The 25,799-nt window shown below is 57.2% G+C and carries 22 protein-coding genes and 1 pseudogene; 11 read left to right on the forward strand and 12 right to left on the reverse strand.

Annotation, left to right across the window (positions count from 1 at the left end; genetic code table 11):
- Positions 1 to 439 precede the first annotated feature (439 nt).
- Positions 440 to 1,129, forward strand: a complete 690-nt coding sequence (locus tag AAF463_RS08640; protein ID WP_350261862.1) for a CTP synthase — start codon at positions 440 to 442, stop codon at positions 1,127 to 1,129.
- A 142-nt stretch (positions 1,130 to 1,271) separates the two neighbouring features.
- Here AAF463_RS08640 and nth read toward each other — a convergent pair whose 3' ends face one another.
- The 9 genes from nth to ydgT all read right to left on the reverse strand — a co-directional run bounded on the left by nth (position 1,272) and on the right by ydgT (position 8,538).
- Positions 1,272 to 1,907, reverse strand: a complete 636-nt coding sequence (gene nth, locus AAF463_RS08645; RefSeq protein ID WP_350261863.1) for an endonuclease III — start codon at positions 1,905 to 1,907, stop codon at positions 1,272 to 1,274.
- The gene (locus tag AAF463_RS08650) at positions 1,904 to 2,605 is read right to left on the reverse strand and encodes an electron transport complex subunit E (protein ID WP_110866050.1); all 702 of its coding nucleotides are present in this window, start codon (positions 2,603 to 2,605) and stop codon (positions 1,904 to 1,906) included. Before AAF463_RS08650 ends, nth begins: the two co-directional genes overlap by 4 nt.
- Complete coding sequence (rsxG, locus tag AAF463_RS08655) at positions 2,598 to 3,233, reverse strand: electron transport complex subunit RsxG (protein ID WP_350261864.1); 636 nt, start codon at positions 3,231 to 3,233, stop codon at positions 2,598 to 2,600. Before rsxG ends, AAF463_RS08650 begins: the two co-directional genes overlap by 8 nt.
- A gap of 2 nt (positions 3,234 to 3,235) precedes the next feature.
- A complete protein-coding gene (gene rsxD / locus AAF463_RS08660; RefSeq protein WP_110866051.1) occupies positions 3,236 to 4,294 on the reverse strand; it encodes an electron transport complex subunit RsxD in 1,059 nt (352 codons plus the stop codon).
- Positions 4,295 to 6,493, reverse strand: a complete 2,199-nt coding sequence (gene rsxC, locus AAF463_RS08665; protein WP_350261865.1) for an electron transport complex subunit RsxC — start codon at positions 6,491 to 6,493, stop codon at positions 4,295 to 4,297. It lies immediately after the preceding gene.
- Positions 6,486 to 7,064: an electron transport complex subunit RsxB gene (rsxB, locus tag AAF463_RS08670; RefSeq protein WP_110866053.1), complete on the reverse strand. Its 579-nt coding sequence runs from the start codon at positions 7,062 to 7,064 to the stop codon at positions 6,486 to 6,488. Before rsxB ends, rsxC begins: the two co-directional genes overlap by 8 nt.
- Positions 7,064 to 7,645: an electron transport complex subunit RsxA gene (gene rsxA / locus AAF463_RS08675; protein WP_008110256.1), complete on the reverse strand. Its 582-nt coding sequence runs from the start codon at positions 7,643 to 7,645 to the stop codon at positions 7,064 to 7,066. Before rsxA ends, rsxB begins: the two co-directional genes overlap by 1 nt.
- A 123-nt stretch (positions 7,646 to 7,768) precedes the next feature.
- Positions 7,769 to 8,212 carry a DUF2569 domain-containing protein gene (locus AAF463_RS08680; protein WP_101764523.1) on the reverse strand — a complete coding sequence of 148 codons (444 nt, stop codon included), beginning with the start codon at positions 8,210 to 8,212 and terminating at the stop codon, positions 7,769 to 7,771.
- A gap of 110 nt (positions 8,213 to 8,322) precedes the next feature.
- On the reverse strand, positions 8,323 to 8,538 hold the full coding sequence (gene ydgT / locus AAF463_RS08685; RefSeq protein ID WP_167391211.1) for a transcription modulator YdgT: 216 nt from the start codon (positions 8,536 to 8,538) through the stop codon (positions 8,323 to 8,325).
- Positions 8,539 to 9,212: 674 nt separating this feature from the next.
- Here ydgT and ytfQ point away from each other — a divergent pair.
- From ytfQ to AAF463_RS08710, 5 genes and pseudogenes are all read left to right on the forward strand, one after another.
- Positions 9,213 to 10,169: a galactofuranose ABC transporter, galactofuranose-binding protein YtfQ gene (ytfQ, locus tag AAF463_RS08690; RefSeq protein WP_350261866.1), complete on the forward strand. Its 957-nt coding sequence runs from the start codon at positions 9,213 to 9,215 to the stop codon at positions 10,167 to 10,169.
- 56 nt (positions 10,170 to 10,225) lie between these two features.
- Entirely contained in the window at positions 10,226 to 11,746 is a 1,521-nt protein-coding gene (locus AAF463_RS08695) for a sugar ABC transporter ATP-binding protein (RefSeq protein WP_110866055.1), read from the forward strand.
- Positions 11,739 to 12,755, forward strand: a complete 1,017-nt coding sequence (ytfT, locus tag AAF463_RS08700) for a galactofuranose ABC transporter, ATP-binding protein YtfT (RefSeq protein WP_101764519.1) — start codon at positions 11,739 to 11,741, stop codon at positions 12,753 to 12,755. The genes AAF463_RS08695 and ytfT overlap by 8 nt, the downstream gene beginning before the upstream one ends.
- Positions 12,752 to 13,738 (forward strand): galactofuranose ABC transporter, permease protein YjfF, encoded by a 987-nt coding sequence (gene yjfF, locus AAF463_RS08705; RefSeq protein ID WP_101764518.1) that lies wholly within the window; start codon positions 12,752 to 12,754, stop codon positions 13,736 to 13,738. Before ytfT ends, yjfF begins: the two co-directional genes overlap by 4 nt.
- 117 nt (positions 13,739 to 13,855) lie before the next feature.
- A pseudogene (locus AAF463_RS08710) lies at positions 13,856 to 15,007 on the forward strand (IS481 family transposase); the annotation flags it as partial.
- A gap of 324 nt (positions 15,008 to 15,331) precedes the next feature.
- Here AAF463_RS08710 and araA read toward each other — a convergent pair.
- Complete coding sequence (araA, locus tag AAF463_RS08715) at positions 15,332 to 16,834, reverse strand: L-arabinose isomerase (RefSeq protein ID WP_110866056.1); 1,503 nt, start codon at positions 16,832 to 16,834, stop codon at positions 15,332 to 15,334.
- A 12-nt stretch (positions 16,835 to 16,846) separates the two neighbouring features.
- Positions 16,847 to 18,532, reverse strand: coding sequence for a ribulokinase (locus AAF463_RS08720; RefSeq protein ID WP_350261867.1), 1,686 nt, complete (start codon positions 18,530 to 18,532; stop codon positions 16,847 to 16,849).
- 365 nt (positions 18,533 to 18,897) lie between these two features.
- On the opposite strand from AAF463_RS08720, the gene AAF463_RS08725 reads away from it, so the two are divergent.
- The 5 genes from AAF463_RS08725 (at position 18,898) to AAF463_RS08745 (ending at position 24,683) form a co-directional block, all read left to right on the forward strand.
- Positions 18,898 to 19,881: an arabinose ABC transporter substrate-binding protein gene (locus AAF463_RS08725; RefSeq protein ID WP_101764515.1), complete on the forward strand. Its 984-nt coding sequence runs from the start codon at positions 18,898 to 18,900 to the stop codon at positions 19,879 to 19,881.
- A gap of 174 nt (positions 19,882 to 20,055) precedes the next feature.
- Positions 20,056 to 21,576: an L-arabinose ABC transporter ATP-binding protein AraG gene (araG, locus tag AAF463_RS08730; RefSeq protein ID WP_110866058.1), complete on the forward strand. Its 1,521-nt coding sequence runs from the start codon at positions 20,056 to 20,058 to the stop codon at positions 21,574 to 21,576.
- A gap of 17 nt (positions 21,577 to 21,593) precedes the next feature.
- Positions 21,594 to 22,580 (forward strand): L-arabinose ABC transporter permease AraH, encoded by a 987-nt coding sequence (araH, locus tag AAF463_RS08735; protein WP_008110235.1) that lies wholly within the window; start codon positions 21,594 to 21,596, stop codon positions 22,578 to 22,580.
- A gap of 67 nt (positions 22,581 to 22,647) precedes the next feature.
- The gene (araC, locus tag AAF463_RS08740) at positions 22,648 to 23,565 is read left to right on the forward strand and encodes an arabinose operon transcriptional regulator AraC (protein ID WP_101764513.1); all 918 of its coding nucleotides are present in this window, start codon (positions 22,648 to 22,650) and stop codon (positions 23,563 to 23,565) included.
- A gap of 77 nt (positions 23,566 to 23,642) precedes the next feature.
- Positions 23,643 to 24,683, forward strand: coding sequence for an oxidoreductase (locus AAF463_RS08745; RefSeq protein WP_101764512.1), 1,041 nt, complete (start codon positions 23,643 to 23,645; stop codon positions 24,681 to 24,683).
- Between the two features lie 66 nt (positions 24,684 to 24,749).
- Here AAF463_RS08745 and add read toward each other — a convergent pair whose 3' ends face one another.
- Positions 24,750 to 25,748 carry an adenosine deaminase gene (gene add, locus AAF463_RS08750; protein ID WP_280172766.1) on the reverse strand — a complete coding sequence of 333 codons (999 nt, stop codon included), beginning with the start codon at positions 25,746 to 25,748 and terminating at the stop codon, positions 24,750 to 24,752.
- Positions 25,749 to 25,799 lie beyond the last annotated feature (51 nt).

Genomic DNA, 25,799 nt, shown 5'->3' on the forward strand with positions numbered 1-25,799 from the left:
TGAGTGGCATTATATCAGGATAAACAGGTGAAATGCAGATCGTGAAGATCATTTTCCTGATATAAACTGCTCAGAGCGGATTTATCAGAACATAACGCTAAAGACCATAATTTATACAGAGATTATTATTGCCGTTGTGCACAATATAAGCACAACAGCTTGATTGGTGAGCGTAATAAGCAGTCAAAAGATTCCAGAACGCTAATTAGTTGATCCTGCGCACAAAACCACGAATTAATTATCAGGGTAAAAGAAGAAAACGTTTGCGTAGCTGACATCTGGCGAAGATTAGCGCGGTCTGACACCTTATTTGGCAGATAAACAGGCGTCCATAAGCGCAATACGTGGAAACGAAAGCCGCACAAATCGACGTTTAAAGGCGTTTAGACAGCGGATTAACTTTGCTGTAACCTCCTTTTTTCCCTGAAAGGACGTAGTCATGATGAAGTCGATTCGTGTCGCCCTGATTGGCGATTACCGTGCTAATGCCGTTGCGCATCAGGCCATTCCTCCCGCTGTACAACTCGCTGCAAAAACCCTTTCACTCAACGTCAGCGCCGACTGGATCGCCACGCCGGAACTCAATCAGCACAACCTCAATGATTACCAGGCGATTTGGTTGGTTCCGGGCAGTCCTTATCTCAATGATGCGGGCGTGTTTGCCACCCTTCGCTGGGCGCGGGAAAGCGGTAAGCCATTTTTGGGCTCGTGCGGCGGATTTCAGTACGCCATCGTTGAGTACGCGCGCAATGTGCTGGGCTGGGAAGATGCGGCGCATGCGGAAACCGATCCCAGCGGTCGCTGGATGATTGCGCCGCTGGCCTGTTCGCTGGTGGAACAGCGTGGAAGCGTGACCTTCCAGCCGGGTTCACGTATTGCTCGGGCTTACGGTGCGTTACAGAGCGATGAGGGTTATCACTGCAACTTTGGCGTCAACGCCGAGTTCAGCGCAGCGCTGGCGACGCAGAATCTGCAGATCACGTCATGGGATGTGGAAGGCGACGTGCGCGGCATTGAATTGACCGATCACCCGTTCTTTGTCGCCACCTTGTTCCAGTCCGAGCGGGCAGCGTTACAAAACCGGCTGTCGCCGCTGGTGGTCGCCTGGTTGCAGGCCGCCGCAGGTTAAATACGCAGCTTGTCTATGGCGTAATGCGTGTCAGTTAAGCCAGCAGTGAGTGCGCTGGCCGGGGCCCGCTATGAAGCTTTAGTGCGCGCAGTTGAAAAGGGCACATTTGCCGTGACGCAGCAAATGTGTCAGAGCCCGCGATTCAGAGTTCGGTTTTGGCGTCGAATTCACACAGATCTTCGATCAGACAGGATCCGCAACGCGGTTTGCGCGCCACGCAGGTATAGCGACCGTGCAGAATCAGCCAGTGATGGCAATCGACTTTAAACTCCGCCGGCACCACTTTCAGCAGCTTATCTTCCACTTCTTCCACATTCTTGCCCGGCGCAAAGCGGGTGCGATTGCTGACGCGGAAAATATGGGTATCAACGGCGATGGTCGGCCAGCCGAAAGCGGTATTCAGTACCACGTTGGCGGTTTTACGCCCGACGCCCGGCAGCGCTTCCAGCGCCGCACGATCTTCCGGCACTTCGCCACCGTGCTGTTCCAGCAGAATGCGGCAGGTCTTGATAACGTTCTCCGCCTTGCTGTTAAACAGGCCGATGGTTTTGATGTACTCCTTCACGCCATCCACGCCCAGCGCCAGCATCGTTGCCGGGGTATTCGCCACCGGATAGAGCTTCGCGGTAGCTTTGTTGACGCTGACGTCGGTGGCTTGCGCGGAGAGTAACACCGCAATCAACAACTCAAACGGCGTGCTAAAGTTCAGTTCTGTGGTCGGATGCGGATTCTCATCACGCAGGCGCGTCAGGATCTGCGCGCGTTTCTCTTTATTCACACCGCTTTCCCGGTTGCACCTTGCGGCTCCGTTTCAGGCGCTGCCGCACGGGTGGCCGCACGCTGTTTCATCTTCTGATCGATCAGGTATTTTGCCGCCAGCAGCATGCCAAGGCCGATAAACGCGCCCGGTGGCAGCATCGCCAGCAGCATCGGGGAATCAAAGTGCACCACTTCAATACGCAGCGCTTTGGCCCACGGCCCCAGCAGCTGATCCGCCCCGTTGAACAGCGTGCCGCTGCCAATCAGTTCACGAATCGATCCCAGCGTTACCATCGCGCAGGTTGCGCCCATGCCGATGGCAAAACCGTCCAGCGCGGAGAGCGGAATGCTGCTTTTTGAGGCGACCGCTTCGGCGCGACCGACGACAATGCAGTTAGTGACGATCAGCGGGATAAAGATGCCGAGCGACTGATACAAACCGTACGCATAGGCGTTGATCAGCATCTGCACGCAGCTCACCACTGAAGCGATGATCATCACGTAAATCGGAATACGGATTTCGGCCGGCACCCAACGACGCGAGGCGGAAATTGCGCTGTTGGTGATGGTCAGCACCAGCGTGGTCGCCAGGCCTAAACCGAGGGCGTTGGTCGCGGTTGAGGTCACCGCCAGCAGCGGACAGAGACCGAGCAGCTGCACCAGCGCGGAGTTATTTTTCCACAGGCCGCCGACCAGTAAATTTTTGGCTTCACTCATTTGCATCTCCACATTCAGGCAGCGAAGCAAGCTTCGCTGGCAGTGTTTCAATCAGCAGCGCGGTGCGCCTGGTGGCGTTAACCACCGCGCGTGGCGTAATGGTTGCGCCGGTAAATTGGTCGAATTCACCGCCGTCTTTTTTCACCGCAAATTTTTTGTCATCCGTGCCGTGGATCACTTTGCCATTGAAGCTGTTAATCCAGTCTGAAATACGTAGTTCGATTTTATCGCCGAGGCCCGGCGTTTCATGGTGCTCAACCACGCGCACGCCCAGCACTTTGCCGTGGAAATCGGCGCCGACCAACATCTGAATCGCCCCAGAATAGCCGTCTGGCGCGGTGGTCTCAAGCGCGGCGGCCACCGGCTGATCGCCTTTACGCGCTAAATAGAGATGGTGCGGGCGATCATTGCCCAGCGCCAGCGCATCGGTCACCAGATAACACTCTTGCTGGATGTGATTGTCGTACAGATCGGTCGGTACCACCTGATCTAACAGATTTTTCTGTTGCAGCGCGGTCTGATGCTCCACAGTCGGCTTGGTGACATAGTTAACCACCGCCGTCACGCCGGTGGTGATCACCGCAAAGGCCGCCAGCGTCACCGCATTTTTACGAATAGCTTCGATCATCTTCAATCCTTGCGATGGCCGTAAACGCGCGGCTGAGTGTAGTAATCAATCAGCGGCACACAAATATTGGCCAGCAATACCGCGAAGGCGACGCCGTCCGGATAGCCGCCAAAGCTGCGAATCAGCCACACCAGCAAACCAATCAGCGCGCCATAAACCAGGCGGCCGCGATTGGTGGTGGAGGCGGTCACCGGATCGGTAGCAATAAAGAACGCGCCGAGCATGGTGGCACCGGAGAACAGGTGAATCAGCGGTGAGTTAAGCGACTCCGGCGAGAACACCCAGCCCAGCGTGGCGCAGAACGCCAGCGAGACGAGGAAACTGACCGGAATGTGCCAGCGGATAGCATTCTTTGCCAGCAGCAGCGCGCCGCCCAGCAGATAACCGAGGTTAACCCACTGCCAGCCAACACCGGCTAACACGCCACTATAAATCGGCTCCGCAAGCAGCTGTTCGGCGCTGTGCCCAGCACGCAGGCCGGTTTTAAAGGTATCGAGCGGTGTCGCCTGGCTGACGCCATCAACGCCGAGCTGCAGCTGCTGCATGGTTTCACCGGCCAGCGTATGGTGGGTGAAGATCATACTGAGCGAATCCAGCAGGCCGGGTTTGATCGCCTGCAGGCTATCGGGCGGCAGCCAGCTGGTCATCTGCACCGGGAAGGAGATCAGCAGCACCACGTAACCGACCATTGCCGGGTTAAACGGGTTTTGCCCCAAACCGCCGTACAGCTGTTTGGCGATGACGATGGCGAAAATGGTACCTAACACCACCAACCACCACGGCGCGAGCGGCGGCAGGCTGATGCCCAGCAGCAACGCGGTGAGCAGGGCAGAGTTATCGGATAAAGTCGGCAACACCGGCGTTTTACGCAGGCGCAGAATCGCCCCTTCGGTGGCCCACGCGGTGGCGGTGGCCAGCAAAACCTGAATTAAGAAACCGACGCCAAAGAAATACCATTGTGCGGCCATGCCCGGCAGCGCGGCAAACACCACCAGCAGCATGATATTGCCGGTGCTGCGGCGGTTGTGGGTATAGGGAGAACTTGCAATACGAAAAGCCATTTAATCCTCAGTCGTCGAAGGCTGCTGCTGCGCTTTACGCGCTTTGGCACGGGCGACCGCAGCGGCAATCGCCGCTTTGCGTGGGTCGGCGGAGTCAGGAGAGGCAGCAGCCTCCACTTTAGGAGATGTGGCTTCAGCCTGCTGCGCGGCAGCCGCGGCTTTCTTCGCTTTGGCGCGCGCAATCGCCGCTTCAACGGCGGCTTTGCGCGGGTCAACTTCAGCAGCAGGTGCATCAGCTGACGGCTCGGCGGGTGCCGGTGCAGCGGGTTGTGCGGAAGCGGCGGCTTTTTTGGCTTTGGCGCGCGCAATCGCCGCTTCAACGGCGGCCTTGCGCGGATCGACTTCAGCAGCAGGCGCGACGGCTGGCGGCTCAGCGGGTGCTGGTTCTGCCGCAGCGGCAGCTTTTTTCGCCTTCGCACGCGCAATCGCGGCTTCCACCGCCGCTTTACGCGGATCGACTTCTGCCGCAGGCGCATCAGCTGGCGGCTCGGCAAGCGCGACGTCAGCCGCCGGTGCGCCCGCTTTCTTCGCTTTCGCACGGGCAATTGCCGCTTCCACCGCCGCTTTACGCGGATCGCCGGACTGACGACTCAGCGCCTGCGTTTCAGCTTGCTTCTCGGCCTGCTGCGCTAAGGCTTGTGCATGACGCGCTTCGCGTTCCGCAGCATCCTGCTCCGGCGTTTTTTCCTGACGCGCTTTCACGCGTGCCACGGCGGCGTCGAGTTCACCCTGATCGCTACGCGCCACGCGCTGTTTAGCCTGTTCATGACGCGCTTCACGCGCCTGTTTTTCGCGTTCGAGACGTGCCAGACGCGCTTCAAAACGCGCTTTCGCTTCGGCGGTACGTTTCGCTTCGAGATCGATGGCGCGCAGTTCGGCTTTTTCCTGACGATAATATTGCACCAGCGGAATGTTACTCGGGCAGACGTAAGCGCAGGCGCCGCACTCAATGCAGTCATCAATATTGTGCGCGCGTGCTTTTTCGTGATCGCCGCCCTGGCTGTACCAGAACAGCTGCTGCGGCAGCAGTTTCGCTGGGCAGGCATCCGCGCAGGCGCTGCAGCGGATACAGGATTGCTCTTGCTGATCGTTGCCCATTTCGCTGGCCGACGGCGCCAGAATACAGTTGGAGATTTTCACCAGCGGCACGTTCAGCGACGGCAGGGTAAAGCCCATTAGCGGACCGCCCATGATCACCATCTGGCGCGATCCCGGAGTAAAACCGGCATGCTGCAGCAGGTGGCTGATCGGCGTACCGAGCCGTCCCCAGACGTTGCGCGGGCGCGCCAGCGCTGCGCCGGTCAGCGTCACCACGCGTTCGGTGATCGGTTCGCCGTCTACGATGGCGCGTTTTACCGCCCACGCGGTGCCGACATTTTGCATCAGCACACCGATATCGGTGGAACGTCCGCCGTGTGGCACTTCGAGGCCGGTGAGAATCTGCGTCAGCTGTTTCGCGCCACCAGACGGATACTTGGTCGGAATCACGCGAATCTGCAATTCAAGATCGCCGCCCAATGCCTGTTTCAGCGCGGCAATGGCTTCCGGTTTGTTATCTTCTATGCCGATCAGCACGCGTTCCGCCTGCAACACCCACGCCAGAATGCGGCAGCCTTCCAGCACTTCGGCAGCACAATCCCGCATTAAACGGTCATCGGCAGTGATGTACGGCTCGCACTCGGCGGCGTTGATGATCAGGGTTTTCACGCCGCGCAGGCCGCCGCGCAGTTTGGTGGCGGTCGGGAAGCCCGCGCCGCCTAATCCGGCGATGCCGGCATTGTGAATGCGTTTTACCGCTTCTTCACGCGACAGGGCGCGATAATCGGGCTGCGGATCGAGCGTGGTCCAGCGATCTTCGCCGTCGGCACGCAGGAAAATGCACAGCTCGGAGAGGCCAGAAGGATGCGCCGTCATGTGTGGCGCAATCTCTTCGATGGTGCCGGACGTCGGCGCGTGCACCGGCAGCATGCGTCCGCCGCCAAAGGTCAGCGGCTGGCCGCGCAGCACTTTGTCGCCGGGCGCCACGCAAATCTCGCCTTCATGGCCGATATGCTGTTTTAACGGAATGATAAAGCGCTCAGGCAGGGGTAACTGGCTCAGCGGCGTACCGTTGGACTGTGTTTTCATCTCAGGCGGATGAATACCGCCCTGAAAATCCCACAACTTCTCTTTGCGGAACAGGTTTAACAAATTAAGCATGGGTTTCTACCGGGATCACCCGTACAGGAATGGTGTCGAGATTCCACTTCCAGTTGGCCGTGGTGGTGGCAACCGGGCGCATCTCAATGCAGTCGGTCGGGCAAGGCGCAACGCAGAGATCGCAGCCGGTGCAGACATCGCTCAGCACGGTGTGCATGGCGCGCGTGGCACCCACGATGGCGTCCACCGGGCAAGCCTGAATACATTTGGTGCAGCCGATGCAATTCTCTTCATCGATCCAGGCCACAGTACGTATCGGCTCCAGCACGTCTGCGCCGCCGTCGAGCGGTTGCGGTTCAACGTTGAGCAGCGCGGCCAGCTTGAGCATGGTCTGCTCGCCGCCGGGCGCGCACTTATTGATCGCTTCACCGTTGTTACCCACCGCATCGGCATACGGGCGGCAGCCGGGATAGCCGCACTGACCACACTGGCTCTGCGGCAAAATCTCATCGATCTGCTCAACAATCGGATCTTCTTCCACCTCGAAGCGACGTGAGGCGTAACCCAGCAGGGCACCAAACACCAGGCCCAATGCAGCCAGCGCGATAATCGCAATCCAAATCGCGGTCATTAGAATTTCACCAGCCCGGTAAAGCCCATAAAGGCCAGCGCCATCAGACCTGCGGTGATCAGCGCAATCGAGTTACCTTTAAACGGCGCGGGAACATTCGCCAGTACCAGACGCTCGCGCATGCCGGCGAACAGCACCATCACCAGCGAGAAGCCGAGTGACGCACTGAAGCCATACAGCGCCGCCTGCAGGAAGGTGTGATTGAGGTTAACGCTCAATAATGGCACGCCCAGCACCGCACAGTTGGTGGTGATCAGCGGCAGGAAGATACCCAGCAGGCGATAGAGCGACGGACTGGTTTTACGCACCACCATTTCGGTGAACTGCACCACAACAGCAATCACCAGAATATAGGCGAGGGTGCGCAGATAGACCAGATCAAGCGGCACCAGAATCAGGTGATTCACCAGCCAGGCGCAGATCGCCGCCAGCGTGATCACGAAAGTGGTGGCAAGTCCCATGCCAATGGCCGTTTCCAGTTTTTTTGACACGCCCATAAATGGGCAAAGGCCGAGGAATTTGACCAACACAAAGTTGTTCACCAGCACTGTGCCAATAAAGAGAAGTAAGTAATCGGTCATTTTTTAACCTGGGAAGCCGAAAGGCGTCTATTATCCGGAATTGAGAGGTGCATCTCAACCTTCAACGGGTTTGTGTGAGCATTGAGAGCACTCAGAATTAAATTGCTGACGAAACTCACGTCATTATGGCTGGATAAACGTCTGTTTTACGCGCTGAGAGCGTTTGAAATAGGGCACAAACACCGCAGCCGCCAGCAGCGACAGCAGTAAAGTCTGAATCGCTTTGCCATCGGCCACCGGCGTGAAGGCAAAGGTTTTTAACGCCAGCAAGATGGTCATCAGCAGCCACAGAATGTAATGGCGCGGTAAGCGACGCGAACGTTTACAGAAAATCCAGCACACCCAAATGCTATACGCCCATACCACCGCAGCAGTCAGCAGCGAGATCGACCATTGCGTCAGCAAAGTGCCGCCGTGTGAGAACAGCGTAGTGCGTAATTCGGGTTTAAACAGCGGGCTCAGATACATTGCCACCACCAGCGCACTGGTCAGCATGGTCATGATCAGCCACGCCAGCGGCAGCAGTAGCCAGCCAGCAATACGTGGCGGGTTCACCAGTTGGGTCATCGACAAGATCCTGTTTGCAGAGAAGAGGGCGATGCAGAGCGTATCATGTCCAAACGGGGCACGCCCGACCTGGACAACGCAAGAGCGCAGATAGAGAGGGGATAAATCAATTAGATCACGTAACGCCAGACAGTTTTCGGCACGCGGCCCATATCGAACAGACGTCCGCCAGAGACCAGTTCAGCACGTCGATGGTCGGCGGCGCGATACATATTGATGATCTCTTTATCATCAGTCAGCGAATAATTCAGATGGTCGTAGAGTTTTTCCAGACTATCGAGATTATTCACTTTGCGGAATTTCAGCAGGTAATCTAATGCAGTCATGATTGCCATTTAAATATAAAGTACTTGGAAGTGCCCAAGTATAGGGAGCACGCAGCGAGAGTCCATACGCGACTCATAAAAAAATACAAAATTCAGACAACATGCGCTAATTCGCTCATGAAACGACACTTTTTTGGCTTTTACGCGTTTTAAACGCGCATATAAAGTACGATTTAAGGCAAATTCAGGCCGGTATTTAGCGGGCTTGTGAGAAAATCTCACGCTATTAGCGCATTATTGGAAAGCCGTTATTTCTCCGTCTCTATAATAGGTATTTGCGATCGTGCTGCGAATGAATCCGCTGTTTATTCCGCTCTGGTCAGCAAATTTATGCACACGCCGTGAAACCGGCACTCACATTCTGTGCGAGCAGTCACAAAACCAATAATTGATTGTCGCTGCAGACAATAACCATTCTTTACGCGCCCGCTGTAATCGTTTCCAGAAGTGAGAAGCATAACCGATTCTGTTTATTACATTTATTTAACGCCCTCCGCAATAATTAGCAGGCATTTTGTCCATAATGCCACGATCTATAAACCATTGCCTGTTCACGTAACTCCTTTAATCCACTCTGATTTGTGAAGTATGTCGCGCTTGTTTACGCGCTTTTCAGCCAGGCTTAATTCGCGTTTTGTACCCCTACAACACACTCCCTTCAGAGGAATGAAATTATGTGGAAACGTTTACTCTTGACCGCCATGGTGAGCTCGGCACTGAGTACGTCGGTGTTGGCTGCTAATATGACGGTGGGCTTCTCACAGGTTGGGTCGGAATCTGGCTGGCGTTCAGCAGAAACCAATGTGGCAAAAAGTGAAGCGCAAAAGCGCGGTATCACGCTGAAAATCGCCGATGGCCAGCAGAAACAAGAGAACCAAATCAAAGCGGTGCGCTCGTTCATCGCGCAGGGCGTTGATGCCATCTTCATTGCGCCGGTGGTGCAAACAGGATGGGAACCGGTGCTGGAAGAAGCCAAAGACGCCAAAATCCCGGTGTTCTTACTCGATCGCGCCATCGTGGTGAAAGACAAATCGCTGTACATGGCGGTGGTCACTGCGGACAACGTGCTGGAAGGCAAGTTGATTGGCGACTGGCTGGTGAAAACGGTCGCGGACAAAAAATGTAACGTCGTCGAGCTGCAAGGCACCGTCGGCGCCAGCGTGGCGATTGACCGTAAGAAAGGCTTCGCCGAAGCCATCGCAGGCCACGACAATATCAAAGTGATTCGCTCGCAGTCCGGTGACTTTACCCGCAGTAAAGGTAAAGAGGTGATGGAGAGCTTTATCAAGGCGGAAAACAACGGCAAGAACATCTGCATGGTTTACGCGCATAACGATGATATGGCGATCGGTGCGATTCAGGCGATTAAAGAAGCTGGCCTCAAGCCAGGCAAAGATATCCTGACCGGTTCGATTGATGGCGTGCCCGATATCTATAAAGCGATGCTGGCCGGTGAAGCCAATGCCAACGTGGAGCTGACGCCTAATATGGCCGGTCCGGCATTCGACGCGCTGGAGAAATTCAAGAAAGACGGCACGATGCCGCCGAAAATCATCAAAACAGAATCGAAACTGTATCTGCCGGACTCCGCACAGGCGCAGCTCGATACCAAAAAAGGCATGGGTTACTGATCCCCGCAACCGCCCTTCGGGGCGGTTTTTGATGACGTAAGGCGAGGGAGAACCTGATGAGCACCTCCGATGAAACCGCACTGCTGACCATTAGCGGCGTCAGCAAAGGCTTTCCCGGCGTGAAGGCGCTGGATAATGTCTCGTTCAGCATCCGCAAGGGCGAGATCATGGCGTTGCTGGGCGAAAACGGCGCGGGCAAATCCACGCTGATTAAAGTTCTGACCGGCGTGTATACCCGTGATGCCGGCACGGTAACCCTGAACGGCAAGGCGATTACGCCGCACAACACCGCTGATGCACAGGAGATGGGCATTGGCACGGTTTATCAGGAAGTGAATCTGCTGCCGAATATGTCGGTGGCGGATAATTTGTACATTGGCCGCGAGCCGCGTCGCTTCGGCATGATTGATCGCAAGCGCATGGTGCGCGACGCCGATGCGCTGATGCGCAACTACGGCTTTGTACTCGACGTAACGCGTCCGCTGGGGCATTACTCGGTGGCGATGCAGCAGATCATTGCGATTTGCCGCGCGGTCGATCTCTCCGCGCAGGTGCTGATCCTTGATGAACCGACCGCCAGCCTCGATGCCAATGAAGTCGAAATGCTGTTTACCCTGATGGCGCAGCTAAAAGCCAAAGGGATGAGCCTGATTTTTGTTACCCATTTTCTCGACCAGGTTTACCGCATTACCGATCGCATCACCGTGCTGCGTAACGGCCAGTTTATTGCCACGCGCGATACCGCCACACTGCCGCAGATTGAACTGATCAAGCTGATGCTGGGACGCGAGCTGCTGGAAACCGCTTTGCAGCGTCAGGGCAGCACACTGCGCAGCAATCAGCCGGTGGTGTCATTTGAAGATTATGGCAAGAAGGGCACCATTGAACCCTTCAACCTGCAGGTGCGCCCGGGTGAAGTGGTGGGACTGGCCGGACTGCTCGGTTCAGGCCGTACCGAAACCGCCGAAGTGCTGTTTGGCATTCGCCGGGCCGATCGCGGCACCGCGACCATCAAGGGCAAAGTGCAGAACATCCGCACGCCCGCCAAGGCTTCGCGCCTCGGTATGGGTTTCTGTCCGGAAGATCGTAAAACCGACGGCATCATTGGTGGCGCGTCGGTGCGCGAAAATATCATTCTGGCACTACAGGCGCAGCGCGGCTGGCTGCGACCGATCAAGCGTCGTGAGCAGCAGGAGATCGCTGAGCGCTTTATCAAGAGCCTCGGCATTCGCACGCCGCATGCCGATCAGCCGGTTGAGCTGTTGTCCGGCGGCAATCAGCAGAAGGTGCTGCTGTCGCGCTGGCTGGTGACCAAACCGCAATTCCTGATCCTCGACGAGCCAACGCGCGGCATCGATGTCGGCGCGCACGCCGAAATCATTCGCTTAATTGAAACCCTGTGCGCCGACGGATTGGCGCTGCTGGTTATCTCCTCTGAACTCGAAGAACTGGTGGGCTATGCCGATCGCGTGTTGATTATGCGCGATTTGAAGCAGGTGGCCGAAATCCCGCTTGAGCAGCTGTCGGTATCCGCGATCGTCAACGCCATCGCCGATGGAGGAGTACAACATGCTTGAATCCCCTATGACACATGACAAACCCGAACGGCGTAAGCCGAAGCTGCCGCCTGGCATGCCGCAGATTGTGGCGCTGATTCTGGTGCTGCTGGTGGATAGCCTGGTGGCGAATAACTTTTTTGCCATTCACATTCAGGATGGCCGTTTGTTCGGCAGCCCGATTGATATCCTCAATCGCGCCGCGCCGGTGGCGCTGCTGGCGATTGGCATGACGCTGGTGATTGCCACCGGCGGCATCGATCTGTCGGTGGGCGCGGTAATGGCGATTGCCGGCGCAACGGCGGCGACCTTGACGGTGGCGGGGCACAGTTTGCCGTTCATCATTCTGGCGACGCTCGGTACCGGCCTGGCCTGCGGTTTATGGAATGGCATTTTGGTGGCGCTACTAAAAATTCAGCCGTTTGTCGCCACTTTGATTTTAATGGTGGCGGGACGCGGCGTGGCGCAGCTGATTACACAGGGCCAAATCGTTACCTTCAACAGCGATAGCCTGGCGTGGTTTGGTAGCGGTTCGCTGTGGCTGCTGCCGGTGCCGGTATGGATTACGCTGCTGGTGGCGCTCGTGGTGTGGCTGCTGACGCGCAAAACCGCGCTCGGACTGTTTATCGAAGCGGTCGGTATTAACCTGCGTGCGGCGCGCAATGCCGGTGTGAATGGCTGGCTGGTGGTGATGTCGACCTATGTGATTAGCGGCATGTGCGCGGCGGTGGCGGGCATGATCGTCGCTGCGGATATTCGCGGTGCCGATGCTAATAATGCCGGTTTGTGGCTGGAGCTGGATGCCATTCTGGCGGTGGTGATTGGCGGTGCTTCGCTGATGGGCGGGCGCTTCAATCTGGTGCTGTCACTGATTGGCGCGTTGATTATTCAGTCGATGAATACCGGTATTTTGCTGTCCGGCTTCCAGCCTGAACTCAATCAGGTGGTGAAAGCGGTGGTGGTGATGTGCGTATTGCTGCTGCAGTCGCCACGCTTTATTGCCATGTTGAAACGGAGACGCCCGAAATGATGAAACGTCATCTGCCCTTGATGATCACGCTGCTGGTGTTTGTGGCGGGTTATCTGTTTTGCCTGAGCCAATTTCCCGGCTTCGCTTCAACGCGCGTGATCTGCAATATCCTCACCGATAACGCTTTCCTCGGCATTATCGCCGTGGGGATGACGTTCGTGATTTTGTCCGGCGGCATTGATCTGTCGGTGGGCGCGGTGATTGCCTTCAGCGGCGTGTTCCTCGCGCGGGTGATTGGTGATTATCATCTCGATCCGCTTCTGGCGTTTGCGCTGGTGCTGGCGATGGGCGCGCTATTTGGCGCGATGATGGGCTGGCTGATCGATGCGCTGAAAATCCCGGCGTTTATCATTACGCTGGCGGGGATGTTTTTCCTGCGCGGCTGCAGCTATCTGGTGTCGGAGAACTCGATTCCTATCGATCATCCGCTCTATACCACGCTGTCGAGTCTGGCGTGGAAGATCCCCGGCGGCGGACGCCTGAGTTTGCTGGCGCTGATTATGCTGGTGGTGGTACTCGGCGGGATTATTCTGGCGCACCGAACGCGCTTTGGTAATCAGGTGTATGCGATTGGCGGCAGCCTGACTTCGGCGCAGTTGATGGGCGTGTCAACGCGCGCGACCACCATCAGGATTTATATGCTGTCGACCACGCTGGCGACATTAGCGGGCATTGTGTTCTCCATTTATACCTCGGCAGGCTATGCGCTAGCGGGATTGGGTGTGGAACTGGACGCGATTGCCTCGGTGGTGATTGGCGGCACCTTGTTGTCCGGCGGCGTGGGCACGGTGTTGGGCACGCTGTTTGGCGTGTTGATTCAGGGATTGATTCAGACGTGGATTAACTTCGACGGCACCTTGAGTTCATGGTGGACCAAGATCGCCATCGGCATTCTGCTGTTTGCATTTATCGCGCTGCAACGCCTGCTCACCGTGATGTGGGATCGCCAGCAGAACGCACCTGTTAAGCGTTTGACCTCCTAACTTCTTCACCCGCCTTTCCCTCACCCCAACCCTCTCCCGCTGTACAGTCCGGGGACATGGTGAACACTTGTTCGGGGACATGGTAGACACTTACAACTAAGGCATAAGAACCCGTTTATGGAGTCGCTTATGTCCTGGGATGCGAGAGATACCATGTCATTACGTAAAGAGTTTGTTCTGTTAGCCTCGCAAGACGGGGCGAACATCCGCGCACTCTGCCGTCACTACGGCATTTCTTCCGCCACTGCCTACAAGTGGCTTCGCCGCTGGGCTGAAGAGGGAGAATCCGGTCTTCAGGACCGCCCCTGCATACCCCATCACTCTCCCAACCGCTCGTCTGACGACATCACTGACCTGCTTCGTATGGCGCATGAACTTCATCAGCACTGGGGCGCGCGCAAGATTAAGCGCTGGCTCGAAGACCGCGGACACTGCATGCCCGCCTTCAGCACCGTCCACAGCCTGATGGCCCGCCACGACCTGCTGCCGGGCTCAGCTCCGGGTGTCCCGGCCACGGGCCGGTTTGAACATGCGGCCCCGAACCAGCTCTGGCAGATGGATTTCAAGGGGCATTTTCCCTTTGGCGGCGGCCGCTGCCACCCGCTTACCCTCCTTGACGATCACTCCCGCTTCTCGCTGTGCCTCGTACACTGCGCTGACGAGCGGCGTGAGACGGTGCAGAAGCAGCTGGTCAGCGTCTTTGAACGTTACGGCCTGCCGGACCGGATGACGATGGATAACGGTTCGCCGTGGGGCGACACTACCGGGACCTGGACGGCCGTCGAGCTGTGGCTTATGCGACAGGGTATCCGGGTGGGGCACTCCCGGCCTTATCATCCGCAGACGCAGGGCAAGCTGGAGCGCTTTCACCGCAGCCTGAAGGCTGAAGTGCTGCAGGGGAAGTGGTTCGCGGACGACGGTGAGCTGCAGCGCGCCTTCGATCACTGGCGGACGGTTTATAACCTTGAACGCCCGCATGAGGCGCTGGATATGGCGGTGCCGGCGTCGCGCTATCAGCCATCGGCTCGGCAGTACAGCGCCAGCGTAACGTCAGCGGAATACGACGAGGGCGTGATGGTCAGGAAGGTAGATATCAGTGGGAAGCTGACTATAAAAGGCCTGAGTCTGAAGGCAGGCAAGGCGTTCAGGGGAGAGCACGTTGGCCTGAAGGAGATGCAGGAAGACGGGTGCTACGAGGTATGGTGGTACAGCACAAAAGTGGGGGTGATCGACCTGAAGAAAAAGTCGATCACCATGGGTAAAGGATGTTAAAAAGTGTTCACCATGTCCCCGAACACCTGTCTACCATGTCCCCGGACTGTACACCCGCGCGCGGGAGAGGGAGCCGCCGGTGCAGCGATAAGCAGCACTCTTCCCTGAAGCAAAAGCATACGTTGAGTTCGGAGTGACAGCGTTTATAAAAAGGTTCCTTCTCCCGCTTGCGGGAGAGGGAGCCGCCGGTGCAGCGATAAGCAGCACTCTTTCCTGAAGCAAAAGCAGACGTTGAGTTCGGAGTGACAGCGTTTATAAAACGGTTCCTTCTCCCGCTTGCGGGAGAAGGTTAGGATGAGGGGAATATCGCAGAGGACGAAATCAACGTGCCAGGCGGTAATACGCCTCATTCCAGCGCAGCGCATCTTTAAATGCCGGTAAGCGCGTCTCCTCATCAATCACCAGCACTTCAATGCCATTCAGCTCGCCGTACAGATACATATCATCCAGATCCAGCGCCTGGCTGAACACCGTGTGGTGCGCGCCGCCGGCCAGAATCCAGGCTTCTGATGCGGTGGCCAGCGACGGCTGGGCACGCCACAGCGCACGGGCCACCGGCAATTTTGGCAGCGGTTTGGGCTGTTCGATCGCATCCACCACATTCACCAGCAAACGGAAACGATCGCCCAGATCGATGACGCTGGCATTCACCGCGCGTCCGGCCGGCGTGGAGAAGATCATGCGCGCCGGATCGGCTTTGTCGCCAATGCCGAGGAACTGCACATCAATCAGCGGCTTCTCCTCTTTGGCGATGGACGGGCACACTTCCAGCATGTGCGAGCCCAGCACCAAATCATTGCCCGGTGAGAAGTGATAGGTGTAATCCTCCATAAAGGAAGTACCGCCCGCGCGTGTGCCTGCCTGGATCTTGAGAATGTGCAGCAGCGCGGCGGTTTTCCAGTCGCCTTCACCGGCAAATCCATAGCCCTGGCCCATCAAGCGCTGCACCGCCAAACCGGGCAGTTGCGTCATGCCGTGCAAAGTCTGGAAGTTGGTGGTAAAGGCTTTGCAGCCCTCGGCTTCGAGGAAACGTTTCAGACCCAGCTCAATGCGTGCCGCATCCAGTACGTTTTGACGTTTATCGCCGTTGACGGCGGCGGCATCGGTGAAGCGATATTGGCTTTCGTATTCATCGATCAGCGCGTTGACGTCGCCATCGCTGACGCTATTCACCACCTCGACCAAATCGCCCACGCCCCAGCCATTCACGGAGTAACCAAACTGAATCTGCGCCGCGACTTTATCGCCTTCGGTCACCGCCACTTCGCGCATGTTGTCGCCGAAGCGCGCCACTTTCAGCTGCTGGCTGGCCTGTTTTGCCAGCGCGGCATTGATCCAGCGTCCGATGCGCTGCTGGCTGGCTTTATCCTGCCAGTGACCGGTCACCACGCTGTGTTGCAAACCCATGCGCGCGCCGATAAAGCCGAACTCGCGGCCGCCGTGCGCGGTTTGGTTAAGGTTCATAAAGTCCATATCCATGCTGTCCCACGGAATCTCCGCGTTGAACTGAGTATGGAATTGCAGCAGCGGCTTATTCAGGATGCTCAGGCCGCCAATCCACATCTTGGCTGGCGAGAAAGTGTGCAGCCAGGTAATGATACCGACACACTGATTATCGTGGTTAGCGTCGCGGCACAATGCCAGCGCTTCGTCTGGTGATTTCACCAGCGGCTTCAGCACCAGCGACACCGGCAAGGTGCCGGCCTGATTCAATCCGTCCATCACCTGGCGGGCGTGCTGTTCTACCTGACGCAAGGTTTCCGCGCCGTAAAGGTGCTGCGTACCAATAACAAACCACACCTGTTGTGCGTTGTGCTGTTCCATTAAATCTCTCCTTTACTGAGCGGATGCGGTGCGCGCGGCGTACTGCGGTTCAGCAGCCTGGCACCAGTTTTGATAACGTTGATAAAGTTGCTGATAAACCACCACGCGCGCGGCGTTGGGTTGCAGCGTCACATCAATCGGACTGGCCATCACCCGCTGGGCGGCAGGCACATTGGCATACACGCCCGCGGCCACGGCGGCAAAAATGGCCGCACCGAGCGCACAGCATTCGTCAGAGGCGACGATATCCAGCGGACGGTTCATGACGTCGCAGCACGCCTGCATGATGGCGGGGGATTTACGGGCGATGCCGCCGAGCGTCAGGATGCTCTGCACCGGAATCTGCTGCTGTTCGAAACACTCCATAATGGCGCGTGCGCCAAACGCGGTGGCGGCGATCAGGCCACCAAACAGCGCGGGCGCATCGGTGCCGAGATTGAGATCGGTGATCACACCTTTCAAGCGCTGATTGGCGTCTGGCGTGCGGCGGCCGTTGAACCAGTCGAGCACCACCGGCAGATGATCGAGTTGCGGATTGGCCGCCCAGGCTTCGGTGAGATTGCGGATCAGATCTTTTTGCAGCGCGGCTAACTGCGGTTGCAGCTCCGGATGGTGCTGCGCCGCCTGCTGCAGTGGCCAGCCGAGCAGGCGGCTGAACCAGGCATAAATATCGCCAAACGCCGATTGGCCGGCTTCGCAGCCTATCGCGCCCGGCACCACGCTGCCATCCACCTGGCCGCAGATGCCTTTGATCGCGCGGTCGCCAACGGTGTCGCTGTCGGCAATCAGAATGTCGCAGGTTGAGGTGCCAATCACTTTTACCAGCGTGTAAGGCTGCGCACCGGCACCAACCGCGCCCATGTGGCAGTCAAACGCGCCACCCGAAAGAATCACCTGTTGCGATAAGCCGAGGCGCTGCGCCCATTCGCTGCTGAGCGTGCCCACCGGCACATCGGCGGTCCAGGTGTCTGCGAACAAGGGGGAATCAAGCTGCTCGACCAGCAGAGGATCGAGCGCGCGGAAGAAGTCAGCCGGCGGCAAGCCTTGCCACTCCGGATGCCACAGTGATTTGTGCCCGGCGGCACAGCGTCCACGACGCAGCTGCGCGGGTGCGGTGGTGCCGCTGAGAAGCGCGGGCACCCAATCGCACAGTTCCACCCAAGACACTGCCGCGTCACGTACCGCAGCATCGGCGCGTGACACGTGCAGTATCTTGGCCCAGAACCACTCCGACGAATAGACGCCGCCAATATAGCGGGTGTAATCGTTGAAACGACCGCTACGACACAGCTGATTGATCTCTTCGGCTTCTTCAATCGCGGTGTGATCTTTCCACAGCACGAACATCGCATTGGGGTTGGTGGCGAATTCCGGGCGCAGCGCCAGCACGTTGCCATCACGATCGATGGGCGCAGGCGTCGAGCCGGTGGAATCCACGCCAATCCCCACTACGGCGGCGCGCTGTTCAGGCGTTAAGGCGTTAACCACGGTGACAATCGCCTGCTCTAACGCATCGATATAGTCCTGCGGATGGTGACGAAAGCGGTTGGCGTGCGCATCGCAAAATTCGCCGTTGGCCCAGCGTGCATAGTTGACCACCGCTTTTTCCAGCTCTTTACCACTGTGACAGTCCACGGCCAGCGCACGCACCGAGTCACTGCCAAAATCCAGCCCAATTGTTATGGTGCCAGCACCCATTGGGATTCTCCTGTGTGAGTTATCTGGCTCTATCCTGGAATGGGGTGGCAGAAGCGGTTAGTCATCAGTCGCTGAGAATATGCACTTTTCTGCCATCGGCGAGGATGTGTGATCCACTGCAAAAGTTAACGACCGGTTAAATTTGCTGAATATATGGAGGATTTTGTCATCGTTTTGGGATGTGATACCGCTCTACATTTTTCCTGTCCATTCCCGCTACAACTAGCCCAGCGTTTGCGCAGCCTTTGCACAACCTTTGCGCTAACGCGCTGATTTTTAGCTGTACCCCACAGAATGATTTGATTGGTAGCGTTTACACCGATTGGTTAATAACAGCCTAAAACAACATTATGCCGGAGAGCATCATGCATAAATTCACTAAAACGCTGGCGGCGCTAGGTCTCGCTGCGGTTATGTCACAATCCGCTATCGCCGAGACCATGAAACTCGGTTTCCTCGTTAAACAACCGGAGGAACCCTGGTTCCAGACTGAATGGAAATTCGCGGATAAAGCCGGCAAGGATCTCGGCTTTGAAGTGATCAAAATTGCCGTGCCCGACGGTGAGAAAACCCTTAACGCCATCGACAGCCTGGCCGCCAGCGGCGCGAAAGGCTTCGTCATCTGTACGCCGGACCCTAAGCTCGGCTCCGCGATTGTCGCCAAAGCGCGCGGTTACGGTCTGAAAGTGATTGCCGTCGATGATCAGTTCGTGACCGCCAAAGGCAAGCCGATGGATACCGTGCCATTGGTGATGATGGCGGCAACCAAGATCGGCGAGCGTCAGGGGCAGGAACTGTATAAAGAGATGCAGAAACGCGGCTGGGATGTGAAAGAGACCGGCGTGATGGCCATCACCGCGAACGAACTCGACACCGCACGCCGTCGCACCAGCGGTTCAATGGACGCGCTGAAAGCCGCCGGTTTCCCGGAGAAGCAGATCTATCAGGTGCCAACCAAATCCAATGATATCCCAGGCGCCTTTGACGCCGGTAACTCGCTGCTGGTGCAGCATCCGGAAGTGAAACACTGGCTGATTCTCGGCATGAACGATAACACCGTGCTGGGCGGCGTTCGCGCCACCGAAGGTCAGGGCTTTAAAGCGCCCGATGTGATCGGTATCGGCATTAACGGTGTTGATGCGGTGAGTGAGCTGTCGAAAGGATCCGCCACCGGTTTCTACGGTTCGCTGCTGCCAAGCCCGGACGTGCACGGTTATAAGAGCAGCGAGATGCTCTACAACTGGGTGACCAAAGATCAGGAGCCGCCGAAGTTCACCGAGGTCACCGATGTGGTGCTGATTACCCGCGATAACTTCAAAGCCGAGCTGGATAAGAAAGGGCTGAAGTAATCACGTTGTTCGTTGTTTGAGCAGCACCATCTAAATGTTTAGCCAAAATGATTCGTGCTGTAACAAGGCGGCAAGTGCACTTATCCCCGGGAGCTTACTTTTGTAAGTGACCGGGGTAAGTTCACGCAGCCAACGCAGTTACAGTGCGAAGCATGAAGGCTTAGAGGAGTCACCATGAACACTGATCAAGCCTTTCTGTCGTTTCATGGCATCAGCAAAACCTTTCCCGGCGTGAAAGCGCTGCAGGACATCTCATTCAGCTGCCGTGCCGGCGAAGTGCACGCGCTGATGGGGGAGAACGGTGCCGGTAAATCGACGCTGTTGAAGATCCTCAGCGGTAGCTACCAGCCCAGCGGCGGCGAGATCCGCATTAAAGGCCAGCCGAAGAGTTTCAACACCACCGTGGATGCGCTGGATGCCGGCGTGGCGATCATTTACCAGGAACTGCATCTGGTGCCGGAAATGAGCGTGGCGGAAAATATCTATCTCGGCCAGCTGCCGCACAAGCGCGGTCTGGTGAATCGCAAACTGCTGCGCTATGAAGCCGGTTTGCAGCTGCAAAATCTTGGCATGGATATCGATCCGGACATGCCGCTGAAATATCTGTCGCTCGGCCAATGGCAGATGGTGGAGATCGCCAAAGCGCTGGCGCGTAACGCACGCATCATCGCTTTTGACGAACCGACCAGCTCGCTGTCGGCGCGCGAAATTGATCACTTGTTCCGCGTCATCCGTCAGCTACGCGAGCAGGGCCGCACCGTGTTGTACGTGTCGCATCGCATGGAAGAGATTTTTGCCCTGAGCGATGCCATCACCGTGTTTAAAGATGGCCGCTACGTGCGCACCTTCACCGACATGAAAAACACCCATCACGATGATTTGGTACAGGCGATGGTGGGGCGCAATCTGGGGGATATTTATGGTTACGCGCCGCGTGAACTGGGCCCGGTGCGCCTGCAGCTGGACGCGGTGGAGGCGAAGGGCGTGCGCACGCCGATTTCGTTGACGGTGCGTGCCGGTGAAATCGTTGGCCTGTTTGGTTTAGTGGGCGCGGGACGCAGTGAACTGATGAAAGGGCTGTTCGGTGCCACCAAACTGCGCGGCGGCAGCGTGACGCTGGATGGCAAAAAGCTCAACATTCGCCAGCCGATCGACGCCATCCGCGCCGGCATCATGCTGTGCCCGGAAGATCGCAAATCTGAAGGCATCATTCCGGTGCATTCGGTGCGCGATAACATCAACATCAGCGCGCGTCGCCACAATCTCACCGCTGGTTGCCTGATCAAACCGAGCTGGGAAGCGAAAAACGCCGATATCCACATTCGTTCACTCAACATTAAAACGCCAGGCCCGCAGCAGCTGATCATGAATCTTTCCGGAGGCAACCAGCAGAAGGCGATTCTGGGCCGCTGGCTGTCGGAAGAGATGAACGTAATCCTGCTCGATGAGCCGACGCGCGGCATTGACGTCGGTGCTAAACACGAAATCTACAACCTGATTTATCAACTGGCGAAAAAGGGGATTGCGGTGCTGTTTGCCTCCAGCGATCTGCCGGAAGTGATGGGATTAGCTGACCGCATTCTGGTGATGCGTGAAGGTTCCATTGCCGGTGAACTGTCCCATGACACGGCCACAGAGCAGCTGACGCTGAGCCTGGCGATGCCGAAAACCACTCAAGCGGCCGCCGTGGCCTGATGTAAAGGAGAGCAATAATGGCTTCATCTACCACTTCCAACACGCCACCGGTGCAGCGCAACGGGCTGCAACTGGGGCGGATTTGGGACAACTTCGGCATGCTGGTGGTGTTCGCACTGCTGTTTATCGTTTGTGCCATTTTCGTGCCGAACTTTGGTTCTATCATCAACATGAAAGGGCTCGGGCTGGCGATGTCGATGTCCGGCATGGTGGCGTGCGGCATGCTGTTCTGCCTGGCTTCCGGCGACTTTGACCTGTCTGTGGCGTCGGTGATTGCCTGCGCCGGTGTGGTCACCGCGGTGGTGATCAACATGACCGAAAGCCTGTGGATTGGCGTGGCAGCCGGATTGCTGCTCGGCATGGCCACCGGTTTTATCAACGGCTTCGTCATTGCGCGGCTGAAAATCAACGCCCTGATCACTACGCTGGCCACCATGCAGATTGTGCGCGGCCTGGCTTACATCTTCTCCGACGGCAAAGCGGTGGGGATTGAAGACGAGCGCTTCTTTACCCTCGGATACGCCAACTGGCTCGGCGTGCCGGCACCGATTTGGCTCACCATCGCTACCATGGTGCTGTTCGGTTTCCTGCTGAACAAAACCACCTTTGGTCGCAACACGCTGGCGATTGGCGGCAATGAAGAAGCAGCGCGTCTGGCCGGCGTGCCGGTGGTACGCACGCGTATCATTATCTTCATTCTGTCCGGTTTAGTGTCGGCGGCGGCGGGCATCATTCTGGCGTCGCGCATGACCAGCGGCCAGCCCATGACCTCGCTCGGATACGAGCTGATTGTGATTTCAGCTTGCGTGCTGGGCGGCGTCTCGCTGAAAGGCGGCATCGGCAAAATTTCATACGTAGTGGCGGGCGTGCTGATTCTGGGCACGGTTGAGAATGCGATGAATTTATTGAATATCTCGCCATTCTCACAGTATGTAGTGCGCGGTTTGATACTGTTAGCGGCGGTGATTTTTGACCGCTACAAACAGAAAAGTAAAGCCGCCTGATAACCCAGGCTGAGCGTGCCGGAAAGTGGGCACGCTCAGCGCCGCGAAACGGAAAAGTGAGGGCATTATGTACCATCGCGAACCCCCAAGTGAGCAGCAGAATCCCTTATTGCCGGGCTATGCGTTCAATGCCTGGCTGGTGGCAGGCTTAACGCCGATTAATGCCAATGACGCACTCGATTTCTTTATCGATCGTCCGCACGGCATGAAAGGCTACATCCTTAATCTGACCATTAAAGGCCAGGGGCGCGTGTTTGATGGCGAATCTGCCTTCGACTGCGAGCCGGGCGATCTGCTGCTGTTTCAACCGAAAACCCCGCACTATTACGGCCGCGCGCCAGACAGCCCGTGCTGGTTCCATCGCTGGGTCTATTTCCGCCCGCGCGCTTACTGGACCGATTGGTTGCAGTGGCAGGATGAGAGCCAGGGCGTGGGGCGCTTGCATTTGTCAGAAGCGCAGCGTGCCGAGTTTGATCGCCTGTTCGCCAGCATCGAGCAAACCCACAACTCCGGTCGTCGCTTCGCCGAAGAGCTGGCGATGAATCTGCTGGAGCGCTTGCTGCTGCGCGCGGTGGAAGAGGATCCGCGTAGCCATCAACAGATCCGCGATCCGCGCGTGATTGAAGCTTGCCAGTACGTCACCAATCATCTGGCGGGTGAAGTGAAGATTGAAGAAGTGGCGCGCCATGTTTGCCTGTCGCCGTCACGGCTGGCGCATCTGTTCCGCGAGCAAATGGGCATTAATCTGCTGCGCTGGCGCGAAGATCAGCGGGTGATCCGCGCCAAACTGCTGCTGCAAACCACTCAGGAACCGATCGCTTCCGTCGGGCGTGAAGTGGGCTACGATGACCAACTTTACTTCTCACGCGTGTTCCGCAAACGCGTTGGCGTCAGCCCCAGCGACTTCCGCCGCCGCAGCCAGGATGCGCAGGATGCTTTGGTGGCGCACGAGAGCTGGCAATCCGCACGGAGTGCTATTTCCTGAGTTTTCAGGTGATTCCGCCTTGTTCTTATAGATTGATTCGTCTTAAATCAGTCTGATAACGAACAAGAGGAATGAGAATGAGCGATAAATTACGTGTCGGCCTAATCGGCTACGGTTTTGCCAGCAAAACCTTTCATGCACCCTTGATCGCCGGTACGCCGGAGGTTGAGCTGGCGGCGATCTCAAGCAGCGATGCCAGCAAAGTGCATGCTGACTGGCCGTCAGTGCAGGTGGTTTCCGATCCACAAGCGCTGCTGGACGACCCGACACTGCAACTGATTGTTATTCCGACCCCGAATGACACCCACTTCCCATTAGCCAAAGCGGCACTCAACGCCGGTAAACACGTGGTGGTCGATAAGCCGTTTACCGTGACGTTGTCACAAGCACGTGAGCTGGATGCGCTGGCCAAAGCCAAAGGTCTGCTGCTGTCGGTGTTCCATAACCGCCGTTGGGACAGCGATTTCCTGACGCTGAAATCCCTGCTGAACGACGGTACGCTTGGCGAAGTGCGTTACTTCGAATCCCACTTTGACCGTTTCCGTCCGGAAGTGCGTCAGCGCTGGCGTGAAATGAAAGGCGCGGGCAGCGGCATTTGGTTCGATCTCGGACCGCACGTGCTGGATCAGGCTTTGCAGCTGTTTGGCACGCCGGTTGCGATCAATGTCGATATGGCAGAGCTGCGTCCGGGCGCGCAAACCACCGATTACTTCCATGCGGTGTTGACCTATCCTACGCGTCGCGTGGTGCTGCATGCCAGCATGCTGGTGGCGGCTGAATCCGCGCGCTTTGTGGTGCACGGTACGCGCGGCAGCTACGTGAAATACGGGCTGGATCCGCAGGAAGATCGTCTGAAAGCGGGTGAACGTCCGCCGCAGGAAGATTGGGGCTACGACATGCGCAACGGCACGCTGACGCTGGCGGAAGGCGATGTGATGGTGGAGAAAGAGCTGTTGACCTTGCCAGGTAACTATCCGGCGTACTACGCAGGTATCCGTGATGCGATTGCGGGCACAGGTGCGAATCCGGTGCAGGCAGAAGAGGCGATTCAGGTGATGGAGTTGATTGAGCTGGGCTTGCAGTCCGCCGAGAAGCGTCAGACCCTGTCGTTGCGTTAATTCTGTTAAAAGATCGCCAGGAATGGCGACCCTACGATCTAAGGTGCGCGTTATGCGCACCTTTTTTTATCCCGCTACGCGCGCGCGCAGCGCGGCTTTCTCTGCATCACTCAGGAACGAGATGGTTACACCATTATCCTGTGCCTGACGCATCTCTTCTGCCGTCAATCCCGCTTGCGGTGCCGCTACTTCATACTCATGGGCCAGCTCAACGCCCTGAACCGCCGGGTCGTCGGTGTTAATGGTGGCGAGAATGCCGTGCTGCAGGAAGGTTTTCAGCGGATGGCTGCTCAGCGACGATACGGTGCTGGTCTGAATATTCGAAGTGAGGCACGACTCAATCCCAATGCGCTGCTCAGCAAGGAAATCCATCAATGCACGATCTTCAATCGCCTTCACGCCGTGACCAATACGCTCCGCGCCCAGCTCGCGAATCGCTTGCCAGATGCTTTCCGGGCCTGCGGCTTCACCGGCGTGAACGGTAATGCGGAAACCGGCGTCACGCGCACGATTAAAGTGGCTGAGGAATTCACTGCCTGGGAAGCCTAGCTCGTCACCGGCCAAATCGACGGCGGTGATGCCCTCGCGATGTGCCAGCAAAGCTTCCAGCTCGCGCAGGCAAGCTTCTTCACCAAAGGTGCGGCTCATAATGCCGGTCAGGCGTACATCAACGCCGTATTGCTGAATGCCGGCGCGCACACCATCAATCACCGCCTCAACCACGCCGGCAATCGGCAGTTGATGCGTCATCGCCATGTAGCCCGGTGAGAAGCGCAGTTCCGCATAGTGAATGCCAGCGCGCGCCGCATCTTCAACGTTTTCCAGCGCGATACGACGACAGGCATCAAGATCGCCCAGCACTTTCACGCCCCAGTCGAGTTTCTGCAGGAAACTCACCAGATCCGGTTCATTAGCCGTGACCTGCACATGCGGACGCAATGCATCAAGCGTTTCAGCGGGCAGCGCAAGATTATGCTGACGACCTAAGTCGAGAATGGTTTGTGCGCGGATATTGCCATCAAGGTGGCGGTGAATGTCGGTAAGGGGGAGTTTTGGATCAATCATGGCGCACTCGCTTAAGTTTCATAAAGTGCAGAGGATTATAAAAACATCTTG

The organism is Pantoea sp. BJ2 (assembly GCF_040255075.1).
Lineage (GTDB): Bacteria > Pseudomonadota > Gammaproteobacteria > Enterobacterales > Enterobacteriaceae > Pantoea > Pantoea leporis.